The 25,925-nt window shown below is 64.2% G+C and carries 18 protein-coding genes, 1 tRNA gene and 1 pseudogene; 9 read left to right on the top strand and 11 right to left on the bottom strand.

Annotated elements, in window-relative coordinates:
- The 5 genes and pseudogenes from HMPREF2674_RS09415 to murA all read right to left on the bottom strand — a co-directional run.
- Positions 1-516: pseudogene (locus tag HMPREF2674_RS09415) on the bottom strand (hypothetical protein); the annotation flags it as partial.
- A gap of 459 nt (positions 517-975) precedes the next feature.
- Positions 976-2,094, bottom strand: a complete 1,119-nt coding sequence (locus HMPREF2674_RS06990; protein ID WP_070825264.1) for a D-alanine--D-alanine ligase family protein — start codon at positions 2,092-2,094, stop codon at positions 976-978.
- Positions 2,095-2,319: 225 nt separating this feature from the next.
- The gene (locus HMPREF2674_RS06995) at positions 2,320-3,438 is read right to left on the bottom strand and encodes an NAD(P)H-dependent glycerol-3-phosphate dehydrogenase (protein WP_070682253.1); all 1,119 of its coding nucleotides are present in this window, start codon (positions 3,436-3,438) and stop codon (positions 2,320-2,322) included.
- 108 nt (positions 3,439-3,546) lie between these two features.
- On the bottom strand, positions 3,547-4,404 hold the full coding sequence (locus tag HMPREF2674_RS07000; RefSeq protein ID WP_070825265.1) for a lysophospholipid acyltransferase family protein: 858 nt from the start codon (positions 4,402-4,404) through the stop codon (positions 3,547-3,549).
- A complete protein-coding gene (gene murA / locus HMPREF2674_RS07005; protein WP_049333152.1) occupies positions 4,404-5,837 on the bottom strand; it encodes a UDP-N-acetylglucosamine 1-carboxyvinyltransferase in 1,434 nt (477 codons plus the stop codon). Before murA ends, HMPREF2674_RS07000 begins: the two co-directional genes overlap by 1 nt.
- A 536-nt stretch (positions 5,838-6,373) precedes the next feature.
- Between murA and HMPREF2674_RS07010 the strand changes: the two genes are divergently transcribed.
- Positions 6,374-7,876, top strand: a complete 1,503-nt coding sequence (locus HMPREF2674_RS07010) for a transcriptional initiation protein Tat (protein ID WP_246826195.1) — start codon at positions 6,374-6,376, stop codon at positions 7,874-7,876.
- A gap of 113 nt (positions 7,877-7,989) precedes the next feature.
- Here the strand turns inward: HMPREF2674_RS07010 and leuD are convergent, their stop codons facing one another.
- Positions 7,990-8,583: a 3-isopropylmalate dehydratase small subunit gene (gene leuD / locus HMPREF2674_RS07015; protein ID WP_049333154.1), complete on the bottom strand. Its 594-nt coding sequence runs from the start codon at positions 8,581-8,583 to the stop codon at positions 7,990-7,992.
- 31 nt (positions 8,584-8,614) lie between these two features.
- Positions 8,615-10,057 carry a 3-isopropylmalate dehydratase large subunit gene (gene leuC / locus HMPREF2674_RS07020; protein ID WP_070649299.1) on the bottom strand — a complete coding sequence of 481 codons (1,443 nt, stop codon included), beginning with the start codon at positions 10,055-10,057 and terminating at the stop codon, positions 8,615-8,617.
- Between the two features lie 537 nt (positions 10,058-10,594).
- Between leuC and HMPREF2674_RS07025 the strand changes: the two genes are divergently transcribed.
- Complete coding sequence (locus HMPREF2674_RS07025; RefSeq protein WP_168165823.1) at positions 10,595-11,404, top strand: IclR family transcriptional regulator; 810 nt, start codon at positions 10,595-10,597, stop codon at positions 11,402-11,404.
- Positions 11,405-11,590: 186 nt separating this feature from the next.
- Here the strand turns inward: HMPREF2674_RS07025 and HMPREF2674_RS07030 are convergent, their stop codons facing one another.
- Positions 11,591-13,483, bottom strand: coding sequence for a GTPase (locus HMPREF2674_RS07030; RefSeq protein ID WP_070483937.1), 1,893 nt, complete (start codon positions 13,481-13,483; stop codon positions 11,591-11,593).
- A gap of 76 nt (positions 13,484-13,559) precedes the next feature.
- A complete protein-coding gene (locus tag HMPREF2674_RS07035; protein WP_070825266.1) occupies positions 13,560-15,374 on the bottom strand; it encodes a GTPase in 1,815 nt (604 codons plus the stop codon).
- A gap of 391 nt (positions 15,375-15,765) precedes the next feature.
- On the opposite strand from HMPREF2674_RS07035, the gene HMPREF2674_RS07040 reads away from it, so the two are divergent.
- The 7 genes from HMPREF2674_RS07040 (at position 15,766) to epsC (ending at position 23,620) form a co-directional block, all read left to right on the top strand.
- Positions 15,766-16,638, top strand: coding sequence for a DUF6318 family protein (locus HMPREF2674_RS07040; protein WP_070825267.1), 873 nt, complete (start codon positions 15,766-15,768; stop codon positions 16,636-16,638).
- A gap of 191 nt (positions 16,639-16,829) precedes the next feature.
- Positions 16,830-17,978: a DUF6318 family protein gene (locus HMPREF2674_RS07045; RefSeq protein ID WP_246826196.1), complete on the top strand. Its 1,149-nt coding sequence runs from the start codon at positions 16,830-16,832 to the stop codon at positions 17,976-17,978.
- Positions 17,979-18,260: 282 nt separating this feature from the next.
- Positions 18,261-19,103, top strand: a complete 843-nt coding sequence (locus tag HMPREF2674_RS07050; RefSeq protein WP_049345544.1) for a DUF6318 family protein — start codon at positions 18,261-18,263, stop codon at positions 19,101-19,103.
- Between the two features lie 126 nt (positions 19,104-19,229).
- Entirely contained in the window at positions 19,230-20,216 is a 987-nt protein-coding gene (locus HMPREF2674_RS07055; RefSeq protein WP_070825268.1) for a DUF6318 family protein, read from the top strand.
- 202 nt (positions 20,217-20,418) lie between these two features.
- Positions 20,419-21,189: a DUF6318 family protein gene (locus HMPREF2674_RS07060; protein ID WP_049333169.1), complete on the top strand. Its 771-nt coding sequence runs from the start codon at positions 20,419-20,421 to the stop codon at positions 21,187-21,189.
- Between the two features lie 615 nt (positions 21,190-21,804).
- Complete coding sequence (gene cysK, locus HMPREF2674_RS07065; protein WP_049343414.1) at positions 21,805-22,740, top strand: cysteine synthase A; 936 nt, start codon at positions 21,805-21,807, stop codon at positions 22,738-22,740.
- A 295-nt stretch (positions 22,741-23,035) separates the two neighbouring features.
- Entirely contained in the window at positions 23,036-23,620 is a 585-nt protein-coding gene (epsC, locus tag HMPREF2674_RS07070) for a serine O-acetyltransferase EpsC (RefSeq protein WP_070825269.1), read from the top strand.
- A 173-nt stretch (positions 23,621-23,793) separates the two neighbouring features.
- On the opposite strand, the gene gndA is transcribed toward epsC, so the two are convergent.
- Both gndA and HMPREF2674_RS07080 read right to left on the bottom strand, forming a co-directional pair.
- Positions 23,794-25,266 carry an NADP-dependent phosphogluconate dehydrogenase gene (gndA, locus tag HMPREF2674_RS07075; protein WP_070825270.1) on the bottom strand — a complete coding sequence of 491 codons (1,473 nt, stop codon included), beginning with the start codon at positions 25,264-25,266 and terminating at the stop codon, positions 23,794-23,796.
- A gap of 193 nt (positions 25,267-25,459) precedes the next feature.
- A tRNA-Val gene (locus tag HMPREF2674_RS07080) sits at positions 25,460-25,535 on the bottom strand.
- Between the last annotated feature and the right edge of the window lie 390 nt (positions 25,536-25,925).

Genomic DNA, 25,925 nt, shown 5'->3' on the forward strand with positions numbered 1-25,925 from the left:
GGTCGGCTCGGCGCTCTTCGACGGCTCCGGAGTGGGCTCAGCAGTTTTCGACGGCTCGGGGGTGGGCTCGGCAGTCTTCGACGGTTCCGGAGTCGGCTCGGCACTCTTCGAAGGCTCGGGGGTGGGCTCAGCAGTCTTCGACGGTTCCGGGGTCGGCTCGGCGCTCTTAGAAGGCTCGGGGGTGGGGTCCGCACTCTCAGAAGGTGCCGGAGCGGCCTCCTTGGTCGGCTCAGCACTCTCGGACGGGGTCGGCTGGGCATCAGAAGTAGCGCGAGGGGATGCCTCAGCATCGGCCGTCGCGGAGGAAGTAGCTTCAGTGGTAGGCCATGCACTCACCGTAGCTAGGGTAGGAACTGTAGTCTGCGAATGTTCGTCAACGGCGGGGTCTAGGGTTTGGTCTGCAGCGTTTTCGGGGTGCACCGGTACCTGGGCGGCATCCTGTATATCCTGCGCAAACGAGGCTACAAAGGGGCTTCCGGAAGCAACCAGTGCTGTCGCCAGACTCGCAGAGACCACCTTACGGTTTCGTTTTCCCAAAAGGTTGTCCTTGACTTTCTGATATTTCGTGAGTGAATAGGTATCCCATCAGTGAGCGACGGAACACCATCAGTTATTCTACCGAATTAGCGGATTCTTTCCTGTCTATCTTATCGCTTTGGGTATGTCTTCGGGGCTTGTCATGAATTTTTACGACCGCTTATCCGGGTTTATTACCCTTTGCGGGCGCTACATTCACTTGCGAGAAAATTTGCGTTACCCCTAATCGGTATGCACTTTTACTCGATAAATCGCAAAGGCATCCTAAAAGTATAACCGTCAAGTGATTTTTCACACCAGAGAAATTAGAATGTCTCTCATATATTCTTGAGAATCCCCCTGCGGCTCGGCCGGTGGGGCGCGATGGCTCCGAGAGAGCGCACACAAGCCGGGGCACCGTACGGAAGACAGAATACGGTGCCCCGGCTAATGCAGAAACTAGCGCAGACCCAGGGGGCGTTCCATCGCCAGGGTCAGCAGCTCGCTAATCAGGTCAGTGTAGGAAATACCGGTGTTCTCCCACATGGTCTTGTACATCGAAATCGGGGTGAAGCCGGGCATGGTGTTCACCTCGTTGATGACCAGGCGGCCGTCCTCGGTGTAGAAGAAGTCCGCACGAGACAGGCCCTCGCCATCCAGCGCCAGGAACGCCTTCACAGCCAGCTCACGCAGACGATCCTGCACATCCTGCGGCAGGTTCGCAGGGCACACGGTCACAGCGGAGGACTCAGAAACGTACTTCGCCTCGAAATCGTAGAAGCCGTGGTCCTGGTCCACAACCTCGATCTCGCCGGGGTAGGATGCGCGGGGCATCTCGCCGTGGTGGCCGTCCAGCACGGCGCACTCAATCTCGCGGCCCACAATACCCGCCTCAATGATGATCTTCGGGTCGTGGCGGCGAGCCTCCTCGATGGCGGGCACGAGCTCCTCCACCGAATCCACCTTGGTGATGCCGAAGGAAGAACCTGCGCGGGTCGGCTTCACGAACATGGGGAAGCCCAGCTTCAGCACGCGCTCCAGAATCTGCTTGCGGTCCTCGTGCTCCCACTGGCGGTTGGTGACAACCTCGTAGGGGCCGACCTCCAGGCCGGCGGACTCGAAAGCAACCTTCATGAAGTGCTTATCCATGCCCACGGCTGAGGCGGTCACTCCGCAACCCACGTAGTGCAGGTCGGCCATCTCCAGCAGACCCTGCACGGTGCCGTCCTCACCGAAGGGGCCGTGCAGCAGCGGGAACACAACGTCCACCGGTGCGGTGCGGGTAACGTTACCCTCAGCATCCACCAGGGTCAGGCGGGAATCGCCGGCGCCCATCGGCAGGAACACCTGCTGGGTACCCTCGGGGAACTCTGCGGTACCGCGAGTGCCGGCGGTCAGCTCGGCAAGCTGCTGCTCGTCGGTCAGGTACCAGCGGCCGTCACGGGTAATACCGATAGTGATGACGTCGTAGGCGGTGCGGTCAATAGCGCCCAGCACGCCGGCGGCGGTGATGAGCGAAATGGGGTGCTCGGAGGAGCGGCCACCGCACAGCAGGGCGACGGTCTTCTTCTCGGTCATGTGTTTCTCCTAGTCAATGTTCCCCTACCATTAGGTCCGGAAGGTGGAACGGCAATGCATCAATAATCCTAACGCACGAATACCGTCGCGGTCACTGATGCGTTCCTCACGCACCGGTTTTCCGCAACGGTATCCGTCCTTGGATGTTTACATTCAATCTTCTTCTAGTATGTCCTGGCACACAACCCGAATCAAGGGGTGCCAGCACATCAGAAAGCTTTAACCCTAGTGCCCCTCGTGCTTGAGGCGGCGGCCCAGCAGCTTCGGGGCGAGGTCCTCAATGCTGATGCGGCCCGAAAGCACCGCCACCACGGCCTCCACGATAGGCATTTCCACGCCGTGGCGGCGAGCCAGCTCGGCCACCACGGGAGCCGACTTAATCGACTCGGCCGTCTGACTCATGTGCTCGTGCAGGCGGTCGGGGGCAACACCCTCGGCCAGCAGGCGGCCGGCCGTGTGGTTACGAGACAGCGGCGAAGAGCAGGTCGCAATCAGGTCGCCCATGCCGGCCAGTCCGCTCATGGTCGAGGCCTCGCCACCCAGCGCCACCGCCAGGCGGGTAATCTCCGCCAGGCCGCGCGTCATGATGGAGGCCTTCGAATTATCGCCGTAGTTGCGGCCCTCGCAGATACCCACGCAGAGGGCAATCACGTTCTTGACCAGGCCGCCGATTTCGGTGCCGACCACGTCCGTGTTGGTGTAGGGGCGGAAGTAGCCGCAGGCAATGGCCCGGGCTACGGCCTCGGCCACGGGCAGGGTGCGGGCCGCCACGACGGAGGCCGTGGGCTCCTCCCCCATAATCTCGGTCGCCAGGTTCGGTCCCGAGAGCACGCACACGCGGTGCGGAATGTGGCCGATCGCGCGCACATCCGCGCCGCGCATCGCGAGGGCCTCCTCCAGCTCCTCGGTAATGACCTGCGACATGCGCAGACCTGTGCCGGTTTCCAGGCCCTTGGCCAGGGAGACCAGCAACGCATCCGGTTCGATGAAGCGGGCGTAGTTCTGCAACTGCGAGCGCAAAACCTGTGCCGGCAGAGCCAGGACCACCAGGTCCGCCCCGGTCAGCGCCGAGGGCGCGTCCGCGGTGAAGTGCAGGTTGTCGGGGAGCTTAATGCCCGGGAAGTAGCGGGAGTTCTCGCGGGTGCGTTCGCACTCGGCCATGGCCTGCTCGTCGCGACCGATGAGGGTCACGCGGGTGTCGTCGCCGCGCTCGCGAGCGGCGTCCGCCGCGATCTTGGCGAAGGCCGTGCCCCAGCTACCCGCGCCGAGAATCGCAATGGATTCCACGGTGGGTGAGAGGGTGAACTCGGGGCTCGGTGCCGGGGTTCGTCCAAAGAAGCTCATGGGAACCTGTCTCTCTCGCGCTTCCCCACGGATGCGGGGTGCGGGCATTGGTGTGGCTGGTAGGGGGAGGGTGCGAGCCGGAATCGCGCGGGCAGCCGGGGCGAAGGTCTACTTCGCGTCCGGTTCGCCGAGGGCGCCGCCGACAGGACCCGAGGGGGTGCCGGGGGCTTCGCGGCGCTTGGTGCGCGGGTTCCAGCGTCCCTCGGGGGCCTTCTCTCCGCGGATTTCCTCGAGTTCGGCGGTGATGGCGTCCAGCATCGCGTCGGTGACCACGCCCAGCTCGGTGCGGGTGTGCTTCGCCTCCGGGCTGGGGTCGGCCACGAGGGAGGCGATGTCGAGGGCCGGTCCGACCTTTACTTGCACGGTCTTGCGGGGGAAGAGCGAAACCTTGCGCTTTTCCTTCACGCGACCGTCCTCGCCGGGCTCATCCACATAGCCGAGAATCTGTTCGTCGCCCCAGTGCGCCACCGGGTAGACGGGCGCGCCGGTGGACAGGGCCAGACGAGCCGCGCCGGTGCGGGCCTGCATGGGCCACAGCTGCGGGTCATGGGTGGTGGTACCCTCGGGGAAAATCACGACGGCGCCGCCGGCCTCCACGACCTTGCGAGCGGTAATCAGTGACTTGCGGGCATCCACCGAGCCGCGCACCACGGGGATGTGCGCGAGCTTGCGCATGATGTAGCCGAGCACGGGAGCGCGGAAGAGCGAGTCCTTCGCCAAGAAGCGCGGCAGGGCTCCGTTGACGAACGCGGGGAAAGCCACGGTGACCGGGTCGAGCTCGGTCGTGTGGTTGGCAACGATGATGTACCCGCCATTCTTCGGCAGGTTCTCGCGGCCGGTAATTTCGACGCGCGCGATGAGCTTGTACACCCCGCGCGCTGCGTTACCGAGCACCTTGTAGAGCGCATCGCCGTAGGCGGTGGGTTCAATTTCCGGCAGTGCCTTCTTTCCCTTCTGCCCGCTCATTAGCCCTGGACCTCAACTTCCTCGGGCTCCACCACGACGATGGCGGCGTCCGGCTTGGGGGCCTTGGAAGCCTTGCGCTTGAGTACCTCAAAGTTTGCGCCCAGGTTCTTGAGCTTCTGCTCAAAGTTCTCGTAGCCGCGGGCAATCAGCTCAACACCGCTCACGTGAGAGGTACCCTTGGCGGTCAGCGCCGCGATGATGTGGGAGAAGCCGCCGCGCAGGTCGGGAACCTCGATGTCGGCACCGGTCAGCGGGGTGGGGCCGGAGATGATGGCGGAGTGGCCGTAGCCCTTACCCTCGAAACGGCAGGGTGCGCCGCCCACGCAATCGCGCATCACCACAATGTCGGCGCCCATCTGCTTGAGGGCGTTGGTAAAGCCGAAGCGCTCCTCGTACACGGTCTCGTGCACGATGGAGGCACCCTTAGCCTGGGTCAGCGCCACGACGAGCGGCTGCTGCCAGTCAGTCATGAAGCCGGGGTGCACGTTGGTTTCAAAGACGATGGGCTTGAGCTCTGCGCCGGGGGTGCGACGGGCGGGGTGGGTGAAGCGGATGCCCTCGTTGGTCACCTCGTACAGGCCGCCCATCTTGCGGAACTGGTTCAGGAACGCGGTCATGTCCTTCTGAGCCGCGCCGCGCACGAAGATGTCGCCGCCGGTGGCCAGGGCCGCGGAGGCCCAGGAAGCGGACTCGTTGCGGTCGGGCAGGGAGGTGTGGTCGTAGCCGGTCAGCTCGTCCACGCCCTCGATGACGATGGTGCGGTCCTCGTTGATGAAGATGATGGCGCCCATCTTCTGCAGCACGGCGATGAGGTCAATAATCTCGGGCTCAATCGCGGCGTTGCGCAGAACGGTCTTGCCCTTGGCGCGCACGCCGGTGAGCAGAACCTGCTCGGTAGCGCCTACGGAGGGGTAGTTCAGCACGATCTCGGCGCCCTTCAGACCCTCTTCGGGCACGATCAGGGTGGTGCCGGTCTCGTCGTCCTTCTCGACGACGGCGCCGAACTTACGCAGCGCGGCCATGTGGTAGTCGATGGGGCGGTCACCGATCTTGCAGCCGCCCAGGTTGGGGATGCGCGCGGTGCCCAGGGTATGCAGCAGCGGGCCCACCATCAGAATCGGAATACGCGAGTTACCGCCGAAGAGCTGAATCTCCTCCGCGTTCTTGGCCGCGGTGGTCGCGTCCTGGGCGGGGTTGAGGGTGAGAACACCGGACTCGGGATCATAGTCAACCTTCGCACCGTGCAGTTCGACCAGGGTGGTAACGATCTCCACGTCGCTCAGGTCGGGGACGTTGCGCAGGGTCGAGGGGGTCGAACCGTGTAGTGCTGCGACCATCGCCTTGGGCACCAGGTTCTTGGCGCCGCGTACGTGAACCTCACCGACGAGCGGGGTGCCACCTTCGATGCGAAGCTTGCTGATGTTCTCAGTCATTAAAAATCCTTTGGAGCGTCGGTCGGTGCGACCCGAACCGGAAAACCGTGTGTAACTGCGCCAGCGTTGTGTACGTGCCGTGCCTTCGAGCGCGAAGGTGAAACGGGCGCATATATTCATCATTATTCTAAGCCCCAGTGTAAAGGTGCTCCAAACAAGGAAGGACGTTCCCCCGTAGTGGGCCCACTATGCGGAGAGTGCACCTCTGATACGCGGCGCTACGCCTGCCTCGCTCCCCCGCCCCGCCAGACAGATTGTGGTGCTTGGCGGCACGGATACCACCTCGCGGATTCGACGCTTGACGTTTCTGAGGTACCTGGGTGCGGTCAAGACCTCGCCCCGAAAAATACTTGAGAAAACGCTTGGAAAAATAAGTCAACATACCTGAAAATTCATTACATTGCAAATAAATACGGGATTGGGGCTAAATATATCGTCGAAAACCCTGAACATAACCCGGAACTTGAACCTTACTCGCGTTTCACCCCTACAATAACGTGCGCAGCTGCACCTGCGCGCTACACCGAAAGAACCCCATGAAATACAATCACGCATCACAAAACACCGCACATCACACCGATTCCCGAACCACCGGCACCCGAGCCGTAGCATCGCCGAAGATGTCGCGCCGCAACCTCGTTCGGGGAGCTGCCTGGAGCACCCCCGTCATTCTCGCAAGCTCCGCCATCCCGGCGTGGGCAGCTAGCGTCGAGGCCTGCATCCCCGCCCTCTCCCTCAAGCCCGCTGCCACCGGCTACGACGACGTGAAGGGGGCCTACAGCGAATGGATCGTTCCGCAGGGCACCGGCCGCGTGCGTTTCGATCTGATTGGCGGCGCAGGCGGAGCCACCTCCTCCTTTACCCCCTCGTACCTTGCCGAAGAGACTAACTCCTACCTCATCGGCGGAGGCGCGGGTGCCCAGCTCAGCGGCATCCTGAAGGTCTCGGAGGGCGATATCCTGCGCGTCTGGGCCGGCAACGGCGGCGTCGGTGCCGCATCCGGCACCCGCCCCGCACTCGGCGGCGGCGGTTACGCGGCGGGCGGCGACTCCACCGGCTCCAGCACGCAAATCGGCCAGGCGCAGACCCCCGAAAGCACCTCCGGCATCGTCTACGGAGCCTCCGGCGGCGGCTCCTCCGCTATCGAGCTGGTCCGCAACGGCACCGTCACCGTGGTAGCCGTGGCCGGCGCTGGCGGAGGCGGCGCGCAGTTCGCGACCCTCGCAAGCCACTTCGCGGTCTTTTCGGAAGCCCCCGATGACCAGCTCAACCCGGCCATGCGCATTGCCGCAGATGGTGCCGGCACCGCTATCGGCGGCGGCAACGCCGGGGCCGACGCGAGCCAGGATAACGACGGCCAGGGCGGCATGCTCATGGCGAGACCCTACCAGATTCTCCACCCCGTCACCACCTGGGACGAAGACATGGACCTGCGCATCAGCGTCACCGGAGGCACCCCGGGCCGCGCGGGCGTACCCGGCACGACCGGAGAGGCCCTCATCGGCGTACTCGGCGCCGATCGTCAGCTGACGCTCAAGGACATGAAGACCCCCTGGTTTGAGAACGTCGATTTCCCGCCCTACTACAGCTACGACGGCGACTCCGTGGTCACCGGCGTCAAAGGCACCGGAGGCTCCGAGGCTACCTCCGGGTACAAGGGTCGAGGCGGCTCTGGTGCCCTCATCGCCCACGATCAGGATAGGTTCAGCCTGACCAGCATCGCCTCGGGTGGCGGCGCTGGATACGGCGGCGGCGGCGCGGCTCTGAACATCTGGACGGCCGCCACCTACTTTGACGACGTCTTCGGCCGCCAGGTGCAGTTCAGCGAGGGAGGCAGCATCACCTCCGTCACCGCGATGAGCAGCGGCGGCGGCGCGGGCGGCAGCTACATCAACCACGAGCTGGTGAGCGACTTCAGCCTGTCCACCGCAAAGAACGCGAACTCGCAGGTGGGCGTGCGCTCCCCCGGCTCGGTGCAGCTGTACACCTGCTCGGAGAACGCATCCCTCGCTTCCCCCATCACGGGAGAGGCCGCCTAACGCTATTCCGCGGTATTCCACGCGCATGACAAAAGCTCGGGGCGGTCACCTTTTCGGTGACCACCCCGAGCTTTTAGCTATTCGGTACTCTCGCGGCAGCGAGGTGAAGGCGTTTAGAGCTCCTGAGTGCGCGGCATCCAGGAGGGGCGCTTCGCCTCGTACGCCTCGATGGCGTCAATGTTCTGCAGGGTCAGGCCGATGTCGTCCAGGCCCTCCATGAGGCGCCAGCGCACGTAGTCGTCAATCTCGAAGGGAACGACCAGCGCACCCACGGTCACGGTCTTCGACTCCAGGTCGACCGTGATTTCGGTGCCGGGCTCGTGCTCCAGGGCCTTCCAAATCAGCTCGATGTCATCCTGGGCGACCTGGGCGGTCACCAGGCCCTGCTTGCCCGAGTTACCGCGGAAAATATCGGCAAAGCGAGCGGAGATAACGACCTTGAAACCGTAGTCGCGCAGCGCCCACACGGCGTGCTCACGCGAGGAACCGGTGCCGAAGTCGGGGCCGGCCACCAGAACGCTACCGTGCTTGTAGGGCTCCTGGTTCAGGATGAACTCGGGGTCCTTGCGCCAGTTGGCGAAGAGCGCGTCGTCGAAGCCGGTCTTGGTCACGCGCTTGAGGTAGACCGCGGGGATAATCTGGTCGGTATCAACATTCGAAGAACGCAGCGGTACGCCGATACCGGTGTGCTTAATAATGGGTTCCATAATGGCTCTCCTTTATAGCGTCGGTGGCGTATTACGCCAGAACGTCGGACGGTGCGGACAGGGTACCGCGCACGGCAGTTGCGGCGGCAACCACCGGGGAGACCAGGTGGGTGCGGCCACCCTTGCCCTGGCGTCCTTCAAAGTTACGGTTCGAGGTGGAGGCGCAGCGCTCGCCGGGGGCCAGCTGGTCGGGGTTCATGCCCAGGCACATGGAGCAGCCGGCGAATCGCCAATCGGCGCCGAAGTCCTTGAAGACCTTGTCCAGGCCCTCTTCTTCGGCCTGTGCGCGCACCTTCTGGGAGCCGGGCACGACCATCATGCGCACGTTTTCGGCGATGGTGCGGCCGCGCACGATGTCGGCCGCGGCGCGCAGGTCCTCGATGCGGGAGTTGGTGCAGGAACCCAGGAAGACGACGTCCACGGGGATTTCCTTCATGGGGGTACCCGCCTCCAGGCCCATGTACTCGAGGGCGCGGGTTGCGGCAACCTTGTCGTTCTCGTCTTCAAAGTCGTCGGGGGACGGCACGGACTGGCTCAGCGGCACGCCCTGGCCGGGGTTGGTGCCCCAGGTAACAAAGGGCTCGAGCTCGTCGGCGTTGATGAAGATTTCCTTGTCGAAGACGGCACCCTCGTCGGTGGGCAGGGTCTTCCAGTACTCCACGGCCTTGTCCCACTCTTCACCCTTGGGGGCGTGCGGGCGGCCCTTGATGTACTCGAAGGTGGTCTCGTCGGGGGCGACCATACCGGCGCGTGCACCCGCCTCGATGGACATGTTGCACATGGTCATGCGGCCCTCCATGGAGAGGGAGCGGATGGCGGAACCGCGGTACTCGAGCACGTAGCCCTGGCCGCCGCCGGTGCCGATCTGCGCGATGACGGCGAGGATGATGTCCTTAGCGGTCACGCCGGGCTTGAGGGTGCCTTCAACGTTGATGGCCATGGTCTTGAAGCGTGCCAGGGGCAGGGTCTGGGTGGCCATGACGTGTTCCACCTCGGAGGTGCCGATACCGAACGCGAGAGCGCCGAACGCACCGTGGGTGGAGGTGTGGGAGTCACCGCAGACGATGGTCATGCCGGGCATGGTCAGGCCGAGCTGCGGGCCGACCACGTGCACAATACCCTGTTCCTTGTCGCCCAGGGAGTGGATGCGCACGCCAAATTCCTTGGCGTTGCGGCGCAGGGTCTCAATCTGGGTGCGGCTGGTCAGGTCGGCGATGGTGCCGAAGATGTTGTCGGTGGGGGTGTTGTGATCCTCGGTGGCGATGGTCAGGTCGAGACGGCGCAGGGGGCGGTTCTCGATGCGCAGGCCCTCGAAGGCCTGGGGCGAGGTCACCTCGTGCAGAAGCTGCAGGTCGATGTAGAGCAGGTCGGGCTTGCCGTTTTCGCCGGGGACGACAACGTGGGCGTCCCAGACCTTTTCGGCGAGGGTGCGCGGACGAGCGTCCGCGGGGTGTGCGTTCTGTTCGCTAGTCATAGTTTCTCCTGCTGTGATGCGTTGCTGCGGTGTGGGGCGCGATGGCCGAGAGGCGGTTCGGGCTTTTGGGCTCGGACTTCCGGAACGGCAGGTGGGGAGCGGATTATGTACCCGCAACTACCGTTAAACCAGTATTTTCCTACGGCGTGTCGCATAAATTTTCATGAGTTCTTAGCCCGTGAGACGGGCCGAAACTCACTCCGAACACCCCGTGTTTTTGTGTGGGCTTCATCCGTGAACCTATCAAAAATTCACGAATTTTCCCGGTATCGAGCGGGGATTTTCGCATATTTTCGACGATAAACCCACACAAACACTTATTATGAAACATTCATAATTTACACCGAAGGCGGTCCTTCAATCTTCGACTCTGCACACCTATGAGTCCACAAAGTCCGGGTTATCTTTCATATTCTGAGATAGAATGAAGGAATGACTCCTTCCGCATCACGTTTCAGCGCACACGGAATGCGTCACGTCAACGCATCCACACAACACAACGCACCGATCATCGACCCCGTCAAGCCGCCCGAGCACATGAACGCAGATGAGCAAGTGGTAGAGGTACACTCCCACGGTTCCTCCGGCGTGGGTGTGCTCGACAAGGCCACGCTCATCCTCGACTGCCTCGAGGCCGGCCCCGTCTCCCTGGGCGATCTCGTCAAGGCCACCGGCCTGGCACGCCCCACCGCGCACCGCCTCGCCGTGGCCCTGGCCCACCACCGCCTCGTGGCCCGCGACGTGCAGGGCCGCTTCATGCTCGGCCCGCGCCTGACCGAGCTGGCCTCCGCTACGATTTCTGACGAGCTCACCACCGTGGCCAACCCGATTCTGCAGCAGCTCAGCATCGACGCCGACGAGTCCACCCAGCTGTACCGCCGTCAGGGCGATTGGCGCGTATGCGTCGCGACCGCCCCCCGCCCCTCCGGCATGCACGAGTCCATCCCCCTGGGCACCCAGCTGTCCATGCAGGCCGGCTCCGCCGCACAGGTGCTGCTGGCGTGGGAAGACCAGAACCGCATCGTCGAGGGCCTGCGCGACGCCCACTTCAGCGCCGCCATGCTCGCGGCCGTGCGCCGCATCGGCTGGGCACAGTCCGTGGGCGAGCGCGAACGCGGCACCGCCTCGGTTTCGGCCCCCGTGCGCGCACCCGGCGGCAAGGTGATTGCGGCCGTGTCCATCTCGGGCCCGATCGACCGCATGACCCGTCAGCCCAACCGCAACTACCCCGAGCTGGTCTTCAAGGCCGCGCACGCCATCACCGAGGGCCTGCGCGAGCTTTCGGCCTCGCACGAACACGTTGACAGCGAGGCGGAAACCCCCGCCGATCCCAACGAGGTCGGCTAGTTTCAGCGGCACCTCGCAGAAACAGCATTGTGCAGACTAATAGTCCCTCCCCACATTTTCCGGCGGGGAGGGACTATTCGTATTCGGGCTGGCGCGCGCCGGGGCTGGGCTGGTGGGTGCCAGCGCTGGGCTCCGAGTCAGCACCCCCTGGTATAGGCGCCGGCCTGAGAGGTCCCGACTATCCCGCTAGGGCCGGATCTCGAGTGCCGAACGGTAGGCCTGCAGGCGCTGAGCCTCCGCCCGCACGGGCTCGATGACGCAGGAGCGGACCGCCTCCTCGACCCCAGCGTTCAGGCGGACGCGCAGGCGGCGAGCGTAGCGTCGGGCACCCCAGGCCGTCAGTAGCCGCCCCAGTCCGGCGGCGGCAATGCCCAGCAGCACGCCCAGGATGACGAGCTGGGTCGGCAGGGGCACCGGGAACCCCTCGGGGGCAGGAGGCGGCGGCAGCTGAATCTGCAGATAGCCCAGCCCCGCGATGAGGGTCAGCCAGGCCACGCCCACCAGGGCGCTGAGCAGAGCCAGCCACTGCAACACGTTGAAGACCGCCCACGGGGCACGCTGGCGGCCGCGCGTGTAGTCGATGCGCGCGATGTCACGCTCAATCAGGGTCGGCAGCTCGGACTCCCGCGAGAGGGCTGCCTCGCCGAGGGAGCGCTTCCAGGGTTCGCCTACGTTCTGTCCCATGCGCGAGCCGTAGCGGCGCACCGCGTTGGCCGTGTTTGCCTTCTGCGCGGCGCTCAGCGGGGGCAGCGAAGGGGCCACGAGCTCGGGCGCGGAATCCTGGGCGTACCCGCCCAGCATCCCGGGGTTCGAGGCCCCGGCACCCTTCTCGCGCCCGCCCTTCGCGTCGCTCTTTGTGCCGTTCTTTCCCTCAGAACCGGTTCCGAGGTGAAGGCGGCGCAGGGGGTCGGCCTTCAGGCGTCCCACCCAGCGCGTGGCGATCCAGCCGGTGCGGGTGCGGGCCGCACGGCGGTACGACTCGGTGGCCGCCTCCAAAACCTGGGCGGCGGGGCTCGCATCGTAGCAGGCCTGCGTCAGCTCCCGCTCGGCGTTCAGCGCGTAGGTTCCGGCCAGGACCGTCCCCTCTCCCCCGGCGTAGGCGCGCAAATCGTTGGCGATGGCGTGCAGCTGGGCGTCCGTGCTCTGCAGCGAGGCACTCTTCGCGGCGGCCACCTGAGCCAGCAGATCGCGGAGCGCGTCCATTCCCTCACCGGTTCGGGCCGAGACAGCCAGGGGCGGAGCCAGCAGGTGCCGGTCGGTACCTTCGGCCTGCATCAGGTGCGTCAGGGAGGCCAGCACGGCGGGCACCTCGGAGGGCTCAAGCTTATCGGCCTGGTTGAGAACGCAGAGGGTCTGCGCGCCGGAGGCGGCCAGCGGCACCATGAACTCGCTGTGAATCACCGCATCGGCGTACTTCTGGGGGTCGACAACCCAGACGAGCACATCCACGTAGCGCATCATGCGGGCGGCAATCTCGCGGTTGGCGGTGGTGACGGAATCGAAGTCGGGCATGTCCAGCAGAATTAGGCCGCCGGTGCGGGTGCGGGTTTCGCCGCGGCCCACCATGCGCCGGATGCGGTTGAAGAGGCCCGGGGCCGGCTCGGTCACCGCGTTGGGGGCGGACTGCGCGCTCGCGGCGTTCTGAGTCTGTCCCTCGACGTCCCGGATAAATTCCGTGCTCTGGGGGTACACGCGGTTCTCGATGCCCAGCCAGTCCAGCAGTTCGTCGCTGTCCTCGGCGCCCCAGACGGCGGCCTGCACCGCGGAGGTCGTGGGGCGCGTGGGCGCCGAGCGGGCGATGGGGTACCCCGCCACGGCGTTGAAGAGCGTGGATTTGCCGCTGCCGGTCGCGCCGAAGAAGCCGATGATGGTGTGCTCGGTGGAGAGCTCGCGGCGGCGGCTCAGGCGTTCGAGGGCCTCGGAGGCTTCGAGCACCACGGATTCGGGGAGGCGGTCGCGGCCGTAGTCCAGCGCGTCGTTGAGGCTCGCGACGGCCCGGGCAAAGGTTGAGACGGCCCGGGGAGCCTGGGGTTCCGCCGGCGGGTTCGGGCGGTCACCTCGGGGGTTGTGGGTGGTCATAGTGGGCTTTCTGGAAGGTCTGGTGGGTTTTGGCTGGGAGCTAAGAACCGCTGCCGGGAAAAGGTGGTTCCTGTGGCTAGGCGCTCTCGGCGGTCATGGCCTCGGCAAGCGATTGCACGCTGCGGGCCGCGTCCCAGACCGTTTCGGCGGGCACTTCGGGTTCGGTTTCCGCCAACAATTCGGTGAAGGGGCGTCCGTGCTCGCGTAGCAGGGCACCCATGCGTTCGAGCAGGTCGGTGCGGGCCCGGGTGGCCATGCGGCGCACGGCGTCCTCGCCGAAGATGGATTCGAGGAGCTTGGCGCCGACCACGCCGCTACCGCCGGCGATGCCGACCTCCACGCCGGTGAGACCTCCCGTGAGGCTGAACGCGGCGACCATCATGAGCACGGCCACGGCGTTGACGCTCAGCGAAAGGAATCGGGCGCGCTGGCGCTTGCCGGCGCCCTCCTCGCGAATCATGTCGAGCACCGAGGCCTGCCAGAGGCGGATTTCCGCGGCCACGGCGGCCGAGAACTCTTCCTCGGGCGTGGCGCCGGCGGTCGGGGCGGGGGCCGCGTCCAGCCGGTGCAGCAGGGAGCGGCCGGCACGGGTCGAACGCCAGCGGGCGCGGGTGCCTTCGGAGGCTCGGGAGGCCGCATCCACGACCACGGCGTAGATGCCGCTTTCGAGAGCGTCCTCGACCTTCTGCGCGGCGGCGGGTTGGCCCCGCAGCGCCGAGCCCACGCGGTCGCGCAGGCGGCCGATGGTGCTGTCCAGGGAGCGGAAGAAGTCGCCGGTGCCCACGAAGTCGTGCCAGCGAGAGAGCACCTCGCCGCGCAGCAGCGAGCCGTCCGAGAGCGCCGCGTCGATACCCGCCAGGGCCTTTTCGTACTCTTCGGAGGCGACCTGGGCCAGGGCGCGATGGGAGGCCTGCTGCCCCTCCTGCTCGAGGGCGAGGGTGCGCAGATTCCGGGCGAGCGTCTCGACGGTTCCTGCAAGCGTCGTGCGGGCGATGGCGGCGCGGGCGGGCGCGTCGGCCCCGAGCTCGCGAATCCACAGGGTGAGCGGGGCCAGGCTGATGGGGTTGATAAGCCCTCGATCGTCGCGCGGCTGCTCGGTCACGCTGTGGATCAGCACGGCCTCGATCCCGGCCTCGCGGAGCATGCGGCGCAGGTCGGTCTCGATGGCTTCTTCGTCCCCTTCGGGAACGCGGTTGAGCACCACGGCGATTGCGATGGAGCGCGCGGCCGCCGCGTGGAGCAGTTCCCAGGGCACGGCGTCGGCGTAGCGGTTGGCGGTGGTGACGAAGAGCCACAGATCGGCGGCGGAAAGCAGTTCCTTGGCCAGGGTGCGGTTTTCTTCGGAGACCGAGTCGATATCGGGCGCGTCGATGAGCGCGATGCCGCGCGGCAGGGCCGCCGTGGGTACGGGCACGAGCGCCTGCGGAACCAGCGGGTCGGCACCGGGCAGGCCCTCCCCCTTCTGCACGCGGGTGCGGGGCAGGGTCGGCAGAAAACGGTCGGGGGTCAGGGCGGCCTCGTCTTCGGCGCGGTAGAGCAGCACGGGGTGGCGGGTGGTGGGTCGAATCGCGCCGGATTGGGTGAGGGGTTCGCCCAACAGGGTGTTGACCAGGGTGGATTTGCCGGCGCCGGTGGATCCGCCAACCACGATGGTAAGCGGGCTGTCCATGCTGGCGCTGCGGGGCAGGATGTAATCGTCAAGCTGCCGGGCCATGGAGGCGATTAGGGCCCGGGCGGAGGCTGTGTCTATCGTTGCGGAGGCGGCCTCGCGAGCGCCGCCGTGCCCCTCCCGAGGAAGGCCGGTTTCTTCGGGGTCGACGTCCAGTGAGAGGGGGATGCGAGTGAGGAGTTCGCGCACTGCCTGAAGCTGCGCATAATCGGTGGTAGTCACAGCGTTATTGTCCCACAGCTCACGCCGTCACACCGTTATGGAGGTCAGCGGGGGCAATTTTATAGGGGTTGTTCCGAACACATTGGTTCGTTCGCTCCCGCCCTATTGAAAGGAGAAAAATAAAGATTTGATAACTTTTTACCCTGAGAGGCATATACTCGCGTGAGGGCCCCAAAAAAGTCCCTAAAATCATCTGACACGACCCATTTACTTTTCGGGTCGGGTCGCGGTTCACTCCCGCGTTCGCCTTCCCGCGCATACGGTGCGCACCGGTTTATAACCGCCCGGTGCACACCCGGTTCCCCTACGGTTCACCGCAAGGTTCTCACCGGCCCGCCGAACCGAGGGGTCTCAACCTGCCCATACTACACACTCACCGCGAAAGGTCTGCATGCCCGAATCGCTCTCTCGCCGCCGCCTTCTGGCGCTCTCCTCCGGGGCGGCGTTTAGCGTACTCGCAACTGCCTGCGGCGCATCATCTTCCGATATTAAGGAGTCCACCGGTAAGGCGTCGGACGACTCAGCACCCGAGCCCACCGCTTCGACCAGCCCGACCTCGGCTGCCGTTTCTCGCAGTATTCGTCGCGCCGAGCCGCTGCCGGCTTCGGCGTTGGACGGTCGCGGCCCCGTGATTCTCCCCGACCGCTATTTTGAACGCGAGGGTGTCTTCTCCTCCGGAACGCTCAGCCACCGCGCCGTCAACGTTCCCCGTCCCCTCAAGCCCAAGGAGCTGGGTGAGCGTAGCGTCGAGGGTCTGCACTCGTTCCTGCAGTACTGGAGCGCCGCGCAGAACTACATGTTCCTCACCGGCAACACCGAACCCTTCATGGATCTGCCCGGCCAGGAACGGTTCAACCACATGACCAACATGTACCGCGATATTTACCGCTATAACATCGGTTGGCTCGTGTCGAAGAGCAACGCTCCCCTGTGCATCAACCTGGACAGCGCCCAGCCGGTTCCCGTTTCGACGGCAGACGTGTACTGTTGGAAGGCCACGCTCAAGGTGGATGAGTCGGCGTTCCTCTTCAATCACGAGACGCTTCAGCGCGAGCTTCTCACCAAGGTGTACGGTCACAAATCTCAGGCTGATGTCTACGTGTACTTTGGCGAGGAGGGTTGGCAGATGCTGGAGGATCCGCAGGCTTCCCCCAGCGCGATCGCCACTCCCTCGACCGGTTCGAGTGCTCAGCCAACCCCTAACGCGACCCCCTCAGCGCAGGCCACGGCGAAGGCCACCCGATATCTTCAGGGCTCCAAGTAAATCCTCCCGTTGCAGGTGACATAGGGCACGGACGTGGGGGTTTATTTGTGTGCCGGGCGCGAACTCTATAGGCTTAGGGCTATACGGGCTTCGCGCCTGTGCTTCCTTCAGCATCGACGGGGGGCATCGTGTGCGGGCCTCGCAACACACCACCGATACTTCCGTTTCACATCATGTTCGAGGGGATCATCATGATTCACAGCCGCCGCCGCTTCTTCGCCGTCACGGGCACCGCAGCCCTGGGCGCGATGCTTGCCGCCTGCGGGTCGAAGAGCACTTCGACGGCCACCGCCTCCGCCACTGCCTCCGCCACGATTGCCGGCGCGTACGATAACCTCTCCGGCGAGCTGAAGTGGACCAAGTTCGTTCCGGGCCACGGCGCCTCCGCGATCAGTAGCACCGACCCGACCACCGGCGAGGTGTACACGATTGAGCCGACCGCGGGCCCGGCTTCGGTGGATGCCAAGGCGAGCTCGGTGCCGATTCCCATCGAGGATGAGACCATGTACGACAAGAACGCTCGCGGCCTGCGCGCGACCTTCGCGTACTTCGCGGCGGCCGTGAACTATGCGCGCACCACGGGTGACACGGGTCCGGCCCTGCAGGTTGTGCATCCCGACAACGCCCCGCAGCGCGCCTCGCTCGAGAAGCTACGCGCCTTCTACGCACCGGGCACGAACTGGCTTGTGGACGGCGGCTGGACCTACCGTCTGACCGAGAAGCAGCCGGTTACGCGCGGCACGAAGTACTCGTGGGCCTGCTCGGTGACGCAGGAGCACGGTCTGGTGGTGGAAAAGGCCACCAACACGACCAAGCCTCTCGAGAACACCGAGGCGCAGGACATCACGGCCCTCTACGCCGAGTACGACGAAGAGGCGAAGCGCTGGACGGTGATTTCGGCGCAGCAATACGATCCGTCGATGACGCCTAAGCCGATGCATACCTCGCGCCCGCAGCCCTCCTCGACCTACACGCCGACGGTGACCGATGACAGCACCGCGGCGGCTCACACCGGTTCGGGTTCCAACGCCGGTTCTGGCGCCAACGCTAACGCGGGTGGTTCCGCGCGAAGCGGTGCGAATACCGGCGCGCAGAACGGCGCGGCTAACACCGGCGCCCAGAACGGTGGTGCACAGAACGCCCCCGCGCAGAATGTTGCGACCCCCGCGGCTCCGGCCGGCCAGCAGAGCGCTGAGGCCCCCGCCCAGCAGAATCCGGCCCAGCAAAACCCGACTCAGCAGAACCCCGCGGCTCCGACCGCCGGTGGTGCCGCGGATCATCCCGCGGGCGATGCCGCCGCTGCCAACCCCGCTGCGGCCGAGGCTCCGGCGGCCCGATAGCCCGCCGAGAGGACGAACGAGCGAGCGGTCCGCAAGTCCCGGCCACCCCACCGACGTTACACGGGTCGGAGTGTGGACGGACCCGAGCCTACGATGGGCGGCATATCACCCCCTGCGCGTCGGTGATGTGCCCGGCCGCGGGTGCGCGTGCGCGTTATACTTAGGACTGTCTCGTTCGACGACGATTCGGTACGGCCATCCGGCATCTCGCGCCGTCGGCGACGGGCTTTCCTCTCACTCCTTCACTCCTCTCGTACGAGAGTTTCACGCGAAAGGTACTCCGTGGCACTTTTCCCCCATGCCTCCGGGCAGTCCCCCCGTTCCGCGTCCGGTCTGAGCCGACGAGCCGCCCTGCGGTATGCCGGTGTTGGCGTTGCGGGCGTGTCGCTGAGTGCTCTGCTGGCCGCCTGCGGTGGTAGCTCCAACCCCTCCGCGTCGGCTGACCCCGATGAGCCGGTGGTGACTCCCTCCGCGTCGGCTCGCACCGATTTTAGCGGTGAGGTAACCTTCGATCACTTCGAGTCCAAGGGCGAATTTGTTGCGGCCACGGAGTCTGCCCCGGCGCAGAACGTGCCGGTGCCCAAGCGTCCCGAGAGCGCGGCGCAGAACTCGATGCAGGGCCTGTACGATTCAATCGGTTTTGTCTACGCGGCCATCAACTACCTGGTGCTGACCGGTGACCCCGCTCCCCTGCGCGAATCGAAGGTCGATGAGAAGTTTATTTCTTCCCTTTCGATGTTCATGGACGAGGGCAACGCAAGCACCCAGGCACGCGACTGGTACGTATCACCCAAGGTGACTCTGAAGGCCTACACGGCCCTTCCGACCCTGGTGAAGAAGAGCGTTCAGTGGACCTTCGACTTGGTGATTGATCTGGGCCCGACCATGGTCTTGGATGGTGCCCCGGTGTCGATTTCCGAGAAGGAACGTCGCATTGAGCGCGGTCTGGTTGTCACGGGTGTGCGCCAGGAGAACGACTGGGCTCTGACTATCCAGGACGAGTACGAGGTTCAGGCCTCGGCGCCGGCAAGTGGCGGCGCGGGCTCGCAGACCGGCGGTAACGACGGTTCCGGCAACAGCAACCCCGGTAGCTCCGGTGGTAGCGGTTCCGATGATAAGCTCTAAATCTTTGCCGAATGGCGCCCATGCCCTAACCTGCCCGTCGGGTTAGGGCATGACTTCTAGTCGGGGCCTGTAATTATAGATCATTACGTCACGCCCCATACCCCATCTACGTGAGGTGTATTTCCGATGACTTTTCCTTCCGATTCTTCCGTTTCCCCCGCGTCCGCTCGGGTTTCGCGCGGTGTCTCCCGCCGTTCTCTCATCCACGCGGGTCTGGGCCTTTCGGGGTCAGCCGCCGCCGCGCTCCTGCTGAGCGCTTGCGGTTCCTCAAATTCGGGGTCGCAGGGAAGCGGTAACCAGGGTGGTAGCCTTTCGGGCTCGAAGTCGAGCGCTAACCCGAACGGTTACACCGACGACGGTAAGAACTACTCCGGAACGGTGGAGTACACCCACTTTGAGGGTGCTCTGGACTATGAGCCGGGCACCGTTGATCACCCGCCGCGTAACGCGCCTAAGCCGCAGGTGACCGACGCACTTTCTATGAATACGGTGACGGGTTTTCACGAGGCCATTGCATACTTTGCGGCGGCGATGGATTACCTGGTGAAGACCGGTAGCACTGAGGCGTTCTCGACGGGTATCACCCTGGCTTCGAAGACCCGCTCCGAGGTGGACGCCCTCTCGGCGTCGATTCTGGCGGGTGTTGAGAAGGGCTCCTGGTACGTAAACCCCTCGGCTTCTTACGCTCTTTCGAGCGCGCAGCCGTCCATCATGAGTGACGGCAACCTGCTCTTCAAGGGTCAGTACACCCTTGACTTTGGCGCGGAGGCGGTGGCCGAGGGCAAGGTGCAGCCGGTGGTTGCTTCTGCGAGCGCCTCCGCATCGGCCGAGGCTACCGAGCCTTCCGAGGACGCGCTGGTTTCCGGTGAGGCTACCACGGCTTCGGCTTCTCCTTCCGCCGCGGGCCCTGCTTCTCAGGTGACGGTTCAGGAGTGCGACTTCCGCGGACGCTACCACGCCGACTCGAAGATGTGGGAGCTGAGCGTTGCGTACGGTGCCACTCTGCAGGGAGGCACGGCTTCGGCTTCTGCCGGTACCCCTGCGGGTTCGGCCAGCGCCTCTGCGGGTTCCGCCGTGGAGAGCTCCGCGGCGGGCTCTCCTTCCGCTTCCTAGCTCGAGCCAGCCCTGGCCAGCCCTAGCCCGGATTGCGTCCCGCGTTCGCGAGCTGGTTCGCCGTTTGGCCGGGCTTTCGTTCGTTCCTCGCCGAACGAGATACTTCTCACGCGGCCGCGTCTTCAGGCCGGTCCGGACTCTGTATTGAGGCGCGTTTGCGGTTAAACTGGTTGCAATCACCGAATGTTTGAAAGGTATCACTATGTCTGAGATTCTGACCCGCCGCGCGGCGCTGGGTGTGCTGGGCGTCAGCTCCATGGCGCTACTGGCGGCCTGCGGTTCGAAGGCTTCCTCCGAGGCCTCCGCATCCCCCTCTGATTCCCCCTCCGCTACCTCCGAGACGACTGCTTCGGCTAGCGCCTCCGAGACTGCCTCTCCGAGCGCTTCCGCTTCGCCCTCGGCGAGCGCATCGGCGACCGCAACGAACTCGCCGCTACCCAACGACGATAAGGACTACCGCGGTGTAGCAAAGCTGGAGAAGATGGAAGACCACGGTGAGTACCAGCCGGGTAACGCTGAGCACCCGCCGCAGAATGTTCCCTCCCCGGTCGTGCCGGAGACCATGCACCAGAATTCGGTGGCCGGTTTTGCCTCGGCGCTGGCTTACTTTGGTGCGGCGTTTGAGTACCTGCTGCGCACCGGCGATATGCGCTACATGAACGAGGTCAGTACCGACCAGGAGACCCTGGCCGCGATGAAGAAGTACGCAGATTCCACCAAGTCCGGTATTGATGAGAAGAAGACCTGGTACGTGAACCCGACCGCTACCCTGACCATTGAAACCAAGCAGCCGGTTCTGGCTCAGGGTGCGTACAACTGGACCGTGACCCTGAACGTGGATCTGGGTGAGAAGCTGTTCAAGGACGGCAAGGAGCAGACCGTGGCAGCTGATAAGCGTCACGTGAAGATGTTCGGTGAGGCCGTGGGCCGCTACCTGAACAATAAGTGGGACCTCCACATGGACATCAACTAGTCGGTTTGCCCTCGCGTTTGTCCTCGCTCTCGGACCGGTTGTTCACTCGAAGGTTCGTTCCGGGGGCGCTCCGCGGATGCGCTTTTTGGGCCGTCCGCGGAGTGTATGTGAGAGGTTTGCGCCCTCCGTAACAGGAGCCGTAACGCGAGCCGCAAATATTTTTTCATCCAGTAGCAATAAAATGGCCCGCCTAGACTTGCGGTGAACGGGGTTAACCACTACTCTTGTATACAGAGGTTGTCTTTTTGGGCTACATAATGTTTCAAGAAAGCACCGCGCATTCTCCGTGAGGGAGAGCCTTTAGGACAAAGGTGAGGCGCGGTGCTTTTCTTTTTGCCCACTCAAGGTACCCGCCGAGGTTCCGGTCACGGCATAGGTTGAGGCGATGCATCCGGCGGAAGCCTCGAGGGATCCGGCGTGGAGGCACCGCCGGGGCACCCCGTTGATGCGCGCTCGTGCAGGCTTCCCGGTCACGAAAAGTCATGTTACGAACTGTGACCGCAGGTTTAAACCTGCCGCCGCCGAGTAGTAGAGTGTCCACGTACCCAAATTATTCACTGGGGAGGCCCAGCTATTCCGGTAGTCCCCTCCCCCATGCTCAGAAGGAGCACCTCCATGGCAAAGATTGTCAACAGCATCGTCGAGGCTATCGGCGAGACTCCCCTGGTCCGCCTGAACCGTCTGGACGAGGGCCTGCCCGGTAACGTCGCCGTCAAGCTCGAGTTCTACAACCCCGCAGGTTCCGTCAAGGACCGTATCGGCCGCGCCATCATCGACGCCGCCGAGGAGTCCGGCGCTCTGAAGCCCGGCGGCACCATCGTCGAGGGCACCTCCGGTAACACCGGTATCGCCCTGGCCATGGTCGGTGCGGCTCGTGGCTACCGCGTCATCCTGACCATGCCCGAGACCATGTCCGCTGAGCGCCGCGTCCTGCTGCGCGCATACGGTGCGCAGATCGTGCTGACCCCCGGTACCGAGGGTATGCGCGGCGCAGTGGAGAAGGCTAAGGAAATCGTTGCCAACACCGAGAACGCTATCCTGGCGTCTCAGTTCTCCAACGAGGCTAACCCCGCCATTCACTACAAGACCACCGGCCCCGAGATTTGGGAAGCAACCGACGGCAAGGTCGACATTTTCGTGGCCGGCATCGGTACCGGCGGCACCATCTCCGGTTCGGGTAAGTATCTGAAGGAGCAGAACCCCAACATTAAGGTTGTCGCCGTGGAGCCCAAGGACTCCCCGCTGCTCTCCGAGGGTCGCGTTGGCCCTCACAAGATTCAGGGCCTGGGCGCTAACTTCGTTCCCGAGACCCTGGACCGCGGCATCTACGACTCCGTGACCGCCGTCAGCGCTGAGGACGCAATGCGCACCTCCCGCCAGCTGGCCACCCAGGAAGGTATCCTGGGCGGCATCTCCTCCGGCGCGGCCGTCTGGGCAGCTCTGGAAGAGGCCAAGAAGTCCGAGAACAAGGACAAGCTGATCGTGGCTATCGTTCCCGACTTCGGTGAGCGTTACATCTCCACCGCCCTCTACGAGGACATCCGCGGCTAGTAGACCCCGGTCTTCGGCCCCCCGTGGGGCCGCCGTCTAGAACAGTACGCAGTGTTCGACGCTCCGTCCCGGTTGCACGCCGGGGCGGAGCGTTTGCGTTCCCCCGCGATGCTCCCCCGCTTAGGGCCCGCCCGAGCCCGAATATTACGTTCCGCACGCAATTGTGACCGAGATGTTAAAGAGAGCGCTCACTATGACGACGACAGAGTTCGGGAATAGGTGAATGAGCACCGTTGTTGGTACCTTTGGAAAGGTCGCACACACAGAGCACGACCGTTGAGGGAAAGGGAACCCCATGAGTTTTATTGCGCGCCTGCGTGAAGATATTGAGAACGTCCGCCAGCACGACCCCGCTGCCCGTGGCGCTGTCGAGATCGCTCTGAACTATTCGGGCATGCACGCCATCTGGGCGCACCGCCTCACGCATAAGCTCTGGCAGAAGGAAGAGACGAAGTCGCTGGCGCGTACGCTCTCGCAGTTCGCCCGTTTTCTGACCGGCGTGGAGATTCACCCGGGCGCCACGATTGGCCGCCGCTTCTTCATCGATCACGGCATGGGTATCGTGATTGGTGAGACCGCCGAGGTTGGCGACGACGTGATGCTCTACCACGGCGTAACCCTGGGCGGCCGTTCCCTCGAAAAGGTGAAGCGTCACCCCACGATTGGTGACCGCGTGACCATTGGTGCCGGCGCGAAGGTGCTGGGGCCGGTGGAGATCGGCTCCGATAGCGCGATTGGTGCGAACGCCGTGGTCGTCAACGATCACCCGGCCGATTCGATTATTACCGGTATTCCCGCGAAGCACCGCCCGCGCACCCCCGAGAAGAAGAAGCCCCTGGTGGACGCCGTGGCGTACATCGACCCGGCGATGTGGATTTAGCTCCTCCCCGCTTTCTGCGCCCCGTAGCGGCGCGTTGAGAGGCTCCCTGCGGTGCTCTTCGGCGCCGTGAACAACGGCGCATAGCCGAGACATCAAGAATACATAGCAAAGGCCCGCCCCCGCCGGATGTGAAATCCGGCCGGGGCGGGCCTTTCGCGTTCAGCTACGGGAGCTTAGTGAACGTGGATATCCGCTGCGTTCACCTCGGAACGGTCACCGCTCCACATGGTGTGGAAGGCGCCCTCTTCGTCAATACGACCGTAGGTGTGCGCACCGAAGAAGTCACGCTGTCCCTGAATCAGGGCGGCGGGCAGGCGGTGGCGGCGCAGGCCGTCGTAGTAGGACAGGGCGGAGGCGAAGACCGGCACGGGGATGCCCAGTGCGGTTGCCTTAGCCACCACGCGACGCCAGGAGGGAACGAGCTCCTCCATGAGGTTCTTGAAGGCGGGGGCGAGCAGCATGTTCGCGGGGGCCTCGTCAGCGTAGGCAGCCATGATGTCGCCCAGCAGCTCGGCGCGGATGATGCAGCCGGCGCGCCACAGCGATGCGATGGTGTCCAGCTTCAGGTCCCAGCCGTACTCCTTGCCTGCGCGGGTGAGCAGGTCCATGCCCTGTGCGTAGGCCACGAGCTTGGATGCGAAGAGTGCGCGGCGCACGTCCTCAACGAACTCGGGGTCGCCGGCGCCCACACCGGTGGTGGCAATCAGGCCGGCGGGCAGCTCGCGCTGAGCCTGCTCGCGCTGCTCACGATCGACGGAGGACAGGGCGCGGGCGAAAACGGACTCTGCGATGGCGGAGACGGGGGAACCGAGGTCCAGGCCGGCCTTAGCGGTCCACAGGCCGGTACCCTTCTGGCCGGCGGCGTCAACGATTACGTCGACCAGAGGCTTGCCGGTCTTGGCGTCCACCTGTGCGAGCACCTCGGAGGTGATTTCGATCAGGTAGGAGTTCAGCTCGGTCTTGTTCCAGGCCTTGAAAATCTCTGCCTGCTCGGCGGGTTCAATGCCGGCCACGGAACGCAGCAGGTCGTAGGCCTCGCCAATCACCTGCATGTCGGCGTACTCGATGCCGTTGTGGACCATCTTCACGAAGTGGCCGGAGCCGTCGGTGGAGATCCATGCGCAGCAGGGTGCGCCGTCCTGGGGAGCCTTAGCGGCAATCTTCTCGAGCATGGGGCCGATGTGCTTGTAGGACTCGGCGGAGCCGCCGGGCATCATGGAGGGGCCCCAGAGGGCGCCTTCCTCACCGCCGGACACGCCGACGCCCACGAAGTGCAGGCCCTTCTCGGCCAGTGCGCGCTCGCGGCGGATAGTGTCGGGGAAGTGGGAGTTGCCGCCGTCGATGATGATGTCACCCTCGTCCAGCAGGGGGGTGAGCTGCTCGATCACGGAGTCGACGGGTGCGCCCGCCTTCACCATGATCAGGATGCGGCGGGGAGATTCGAGGGAGTCGACGAGTTCCTGCAGGGACTCGGTGCGGATGAAGTCACCCTCTGCACCGTGCTCGGCGAGCAGGGCGTCGGTCTTCTCAGCGGAACGGTTGTGCAGTGCCACGGTGTAGCCGTTGCGTGCCAGGTTGCGGGCGAGGTTTGCACCCATGACAGCAAGGCCGGTAACACCAATCTGTGCCTTCTTGTTTTCAGTCATGTATATAAGGATACGCGCTGAGGACAGGCTATATACAGGTAGAGTGTACTTTTAAGCCCTGATGGGCTGTTCTTCTCACTCTTGGAGAAATGCACCGGGGCACGCATCGGGATACTCGCGGGGGAATACGGCCCGGGTGGGTAAACCGCTGAGGGTAAACAAAAACCCCGGTACCGTGCGGTACCGGGGTTAGTGGTGGGTCCTACCGGGATCGAACCGATGACATCCACGGTGTAAACGTGGCGCTCTACCAGCTGAGCTAAAGACCCATAGTTCCTACTGAACGAATGTCAGCCGAACACAAGGTAATACTATACAGACCGACTTCTGGGTACGCAAACCATCTACATGTGTTATACATCTCACCGCTTTTGACCGGCTCGCGAACCAGGATTCATTGCGTCCTACCCAACCCCACACAACCCCACGGAACACAACACCTTCACCCCAACCAAAATCCCGGTAAAAAGCGGTACTTCGCGGCAATTCCATGTCACCCGTTTTCCCTTGATATATAGGTTCACTTAGACCCTAACACCCCCTCTTTTGAGCCCCGTTTTCCTCAATGATGCCCAGAGTGCGAAAACAACATCACAAAAACATCATTTTGATGCCATGAAGGCCATTTTTAGGTCTAAGATAGTAGAGAAAGAAGCGCA

The sequence above is a fragment of the Rothia sp. HMSC062F03 genome (assembly GCF_001836905.1).
GTDB classification, from domain to species: domain Bacteria; phylum Actinomycetota; class Actinomycetes; order Actinomycetales; family Micrococcaceae; genus Rothia; species Rothia mucilaginosa_A.

Coding starts and splice junctions, on each gene's coding strand:
- HMPREF2674_RS07040 (WP_070825267.1), top strand. CDS start 15,766: ATGCCCGAATCGCTCTCTCGCCGCCGCCTTCTGGCGCTCTCCTCCGGG.
- HMPREF2674_RS07055 (WP_070825268.1), top strand. CDS start 19,230: ATGACTTTTCCTTCCGATTCTTCCGTTTCCCCCGCGTCCGCTCGGGTT.
- HMPREF2674_RS06990 (WP_070825264.1), bottom strand. CDS start 2,094: ATGACCGAGAAGAAGACCGTCGCCCTGCTGTGCGGTGGCCGCTCCTCC.
- HMPREF2674_RS06995 (WP_070682253.1), bottom strand. CDS start 3,438: ATGAGCTTCTTTGGACGAACCCCGGCACCGAGCCCCGAGTTCACCCTC.
- murA (WP_049333152.1), bottom strand. CDS start 5,837: ATGACTGAGAACATCAGCAAGCTTCGCATCGAAGGTGGCACCCCGCTC.
- HMPREF2674_RS07010 (WP_246826195.1), top strand. CDS start 6,374: ATGAAATACAATCACGCATCACAAAACACCGCACATCACACCGATTCC.
- leuD (WP_049333154.1), bottom strand. CDS start 8,583: ATGGAACCCATTATTAAGCACACCGGTATCGGCGTACCGCTGCGTTCT.
- HMPREF2674_RS07060 (WP_049333169.1), top strand. CDS start 20,419: ATGTCTGAGATTCTGACCCGCCGCGCGGCGCTGGGTGTGCTGGGCGTC.
- HMPREF2674_RS07000 (WP_070825265.1), bottom strand. CDS start 4,404: ATGAGCGGGCAGAAGGGAAAGAAGGCACTGCCGGAAATTGAACCCACC.
- epsC (WP_070825269.1), top strand. CDS start 23,036: ATGAGTTTTATTGCGCGCCTGCGTGAAGATATTGAGAACGTCCGCCAG.
- gndA (WP_070825270.1), bottom strand. CDS start 25,266: ATGACTGAAAACAAGAAGGCACAGATTGGTGTTACCGGCCTTGCTGTC.
- cysK (WP_049343414.1), top strand. CDS start 21,805: ATGGCAAAGATTGTCAACAGCATCGTCGAGGCTATCGGCGAGACTCCC.
- HMPREF2674_RS07030 (WP_070483937.1), bottom strand. CDS start 13,483: ATGACCACCCACAACCCCCGAGGTGACCGCCCGAACCCGCCGGCGGAA.
- leuC (WP_070649299.1), bottom strand. CDS start 10,057: ATGACTAGCGAACAGAACGCACACCCCGCGGACGCTCGTCCGCGCACC.
- HMPREF2674_RS07045 (WP_246826196.1), top strand. CDS start 16,830: ATGATTCACAGCCGCCGCCGCTTCTTCGCCGTCACGGGCACCGCAGCC.
- HMPREF2674_RS07025 (WP_168165823.1), top strand. CDS start 10,595: ATGAACGCAGATGAGCAAGTGGTAGAGGTACACTCCCACGGTTCCTCC.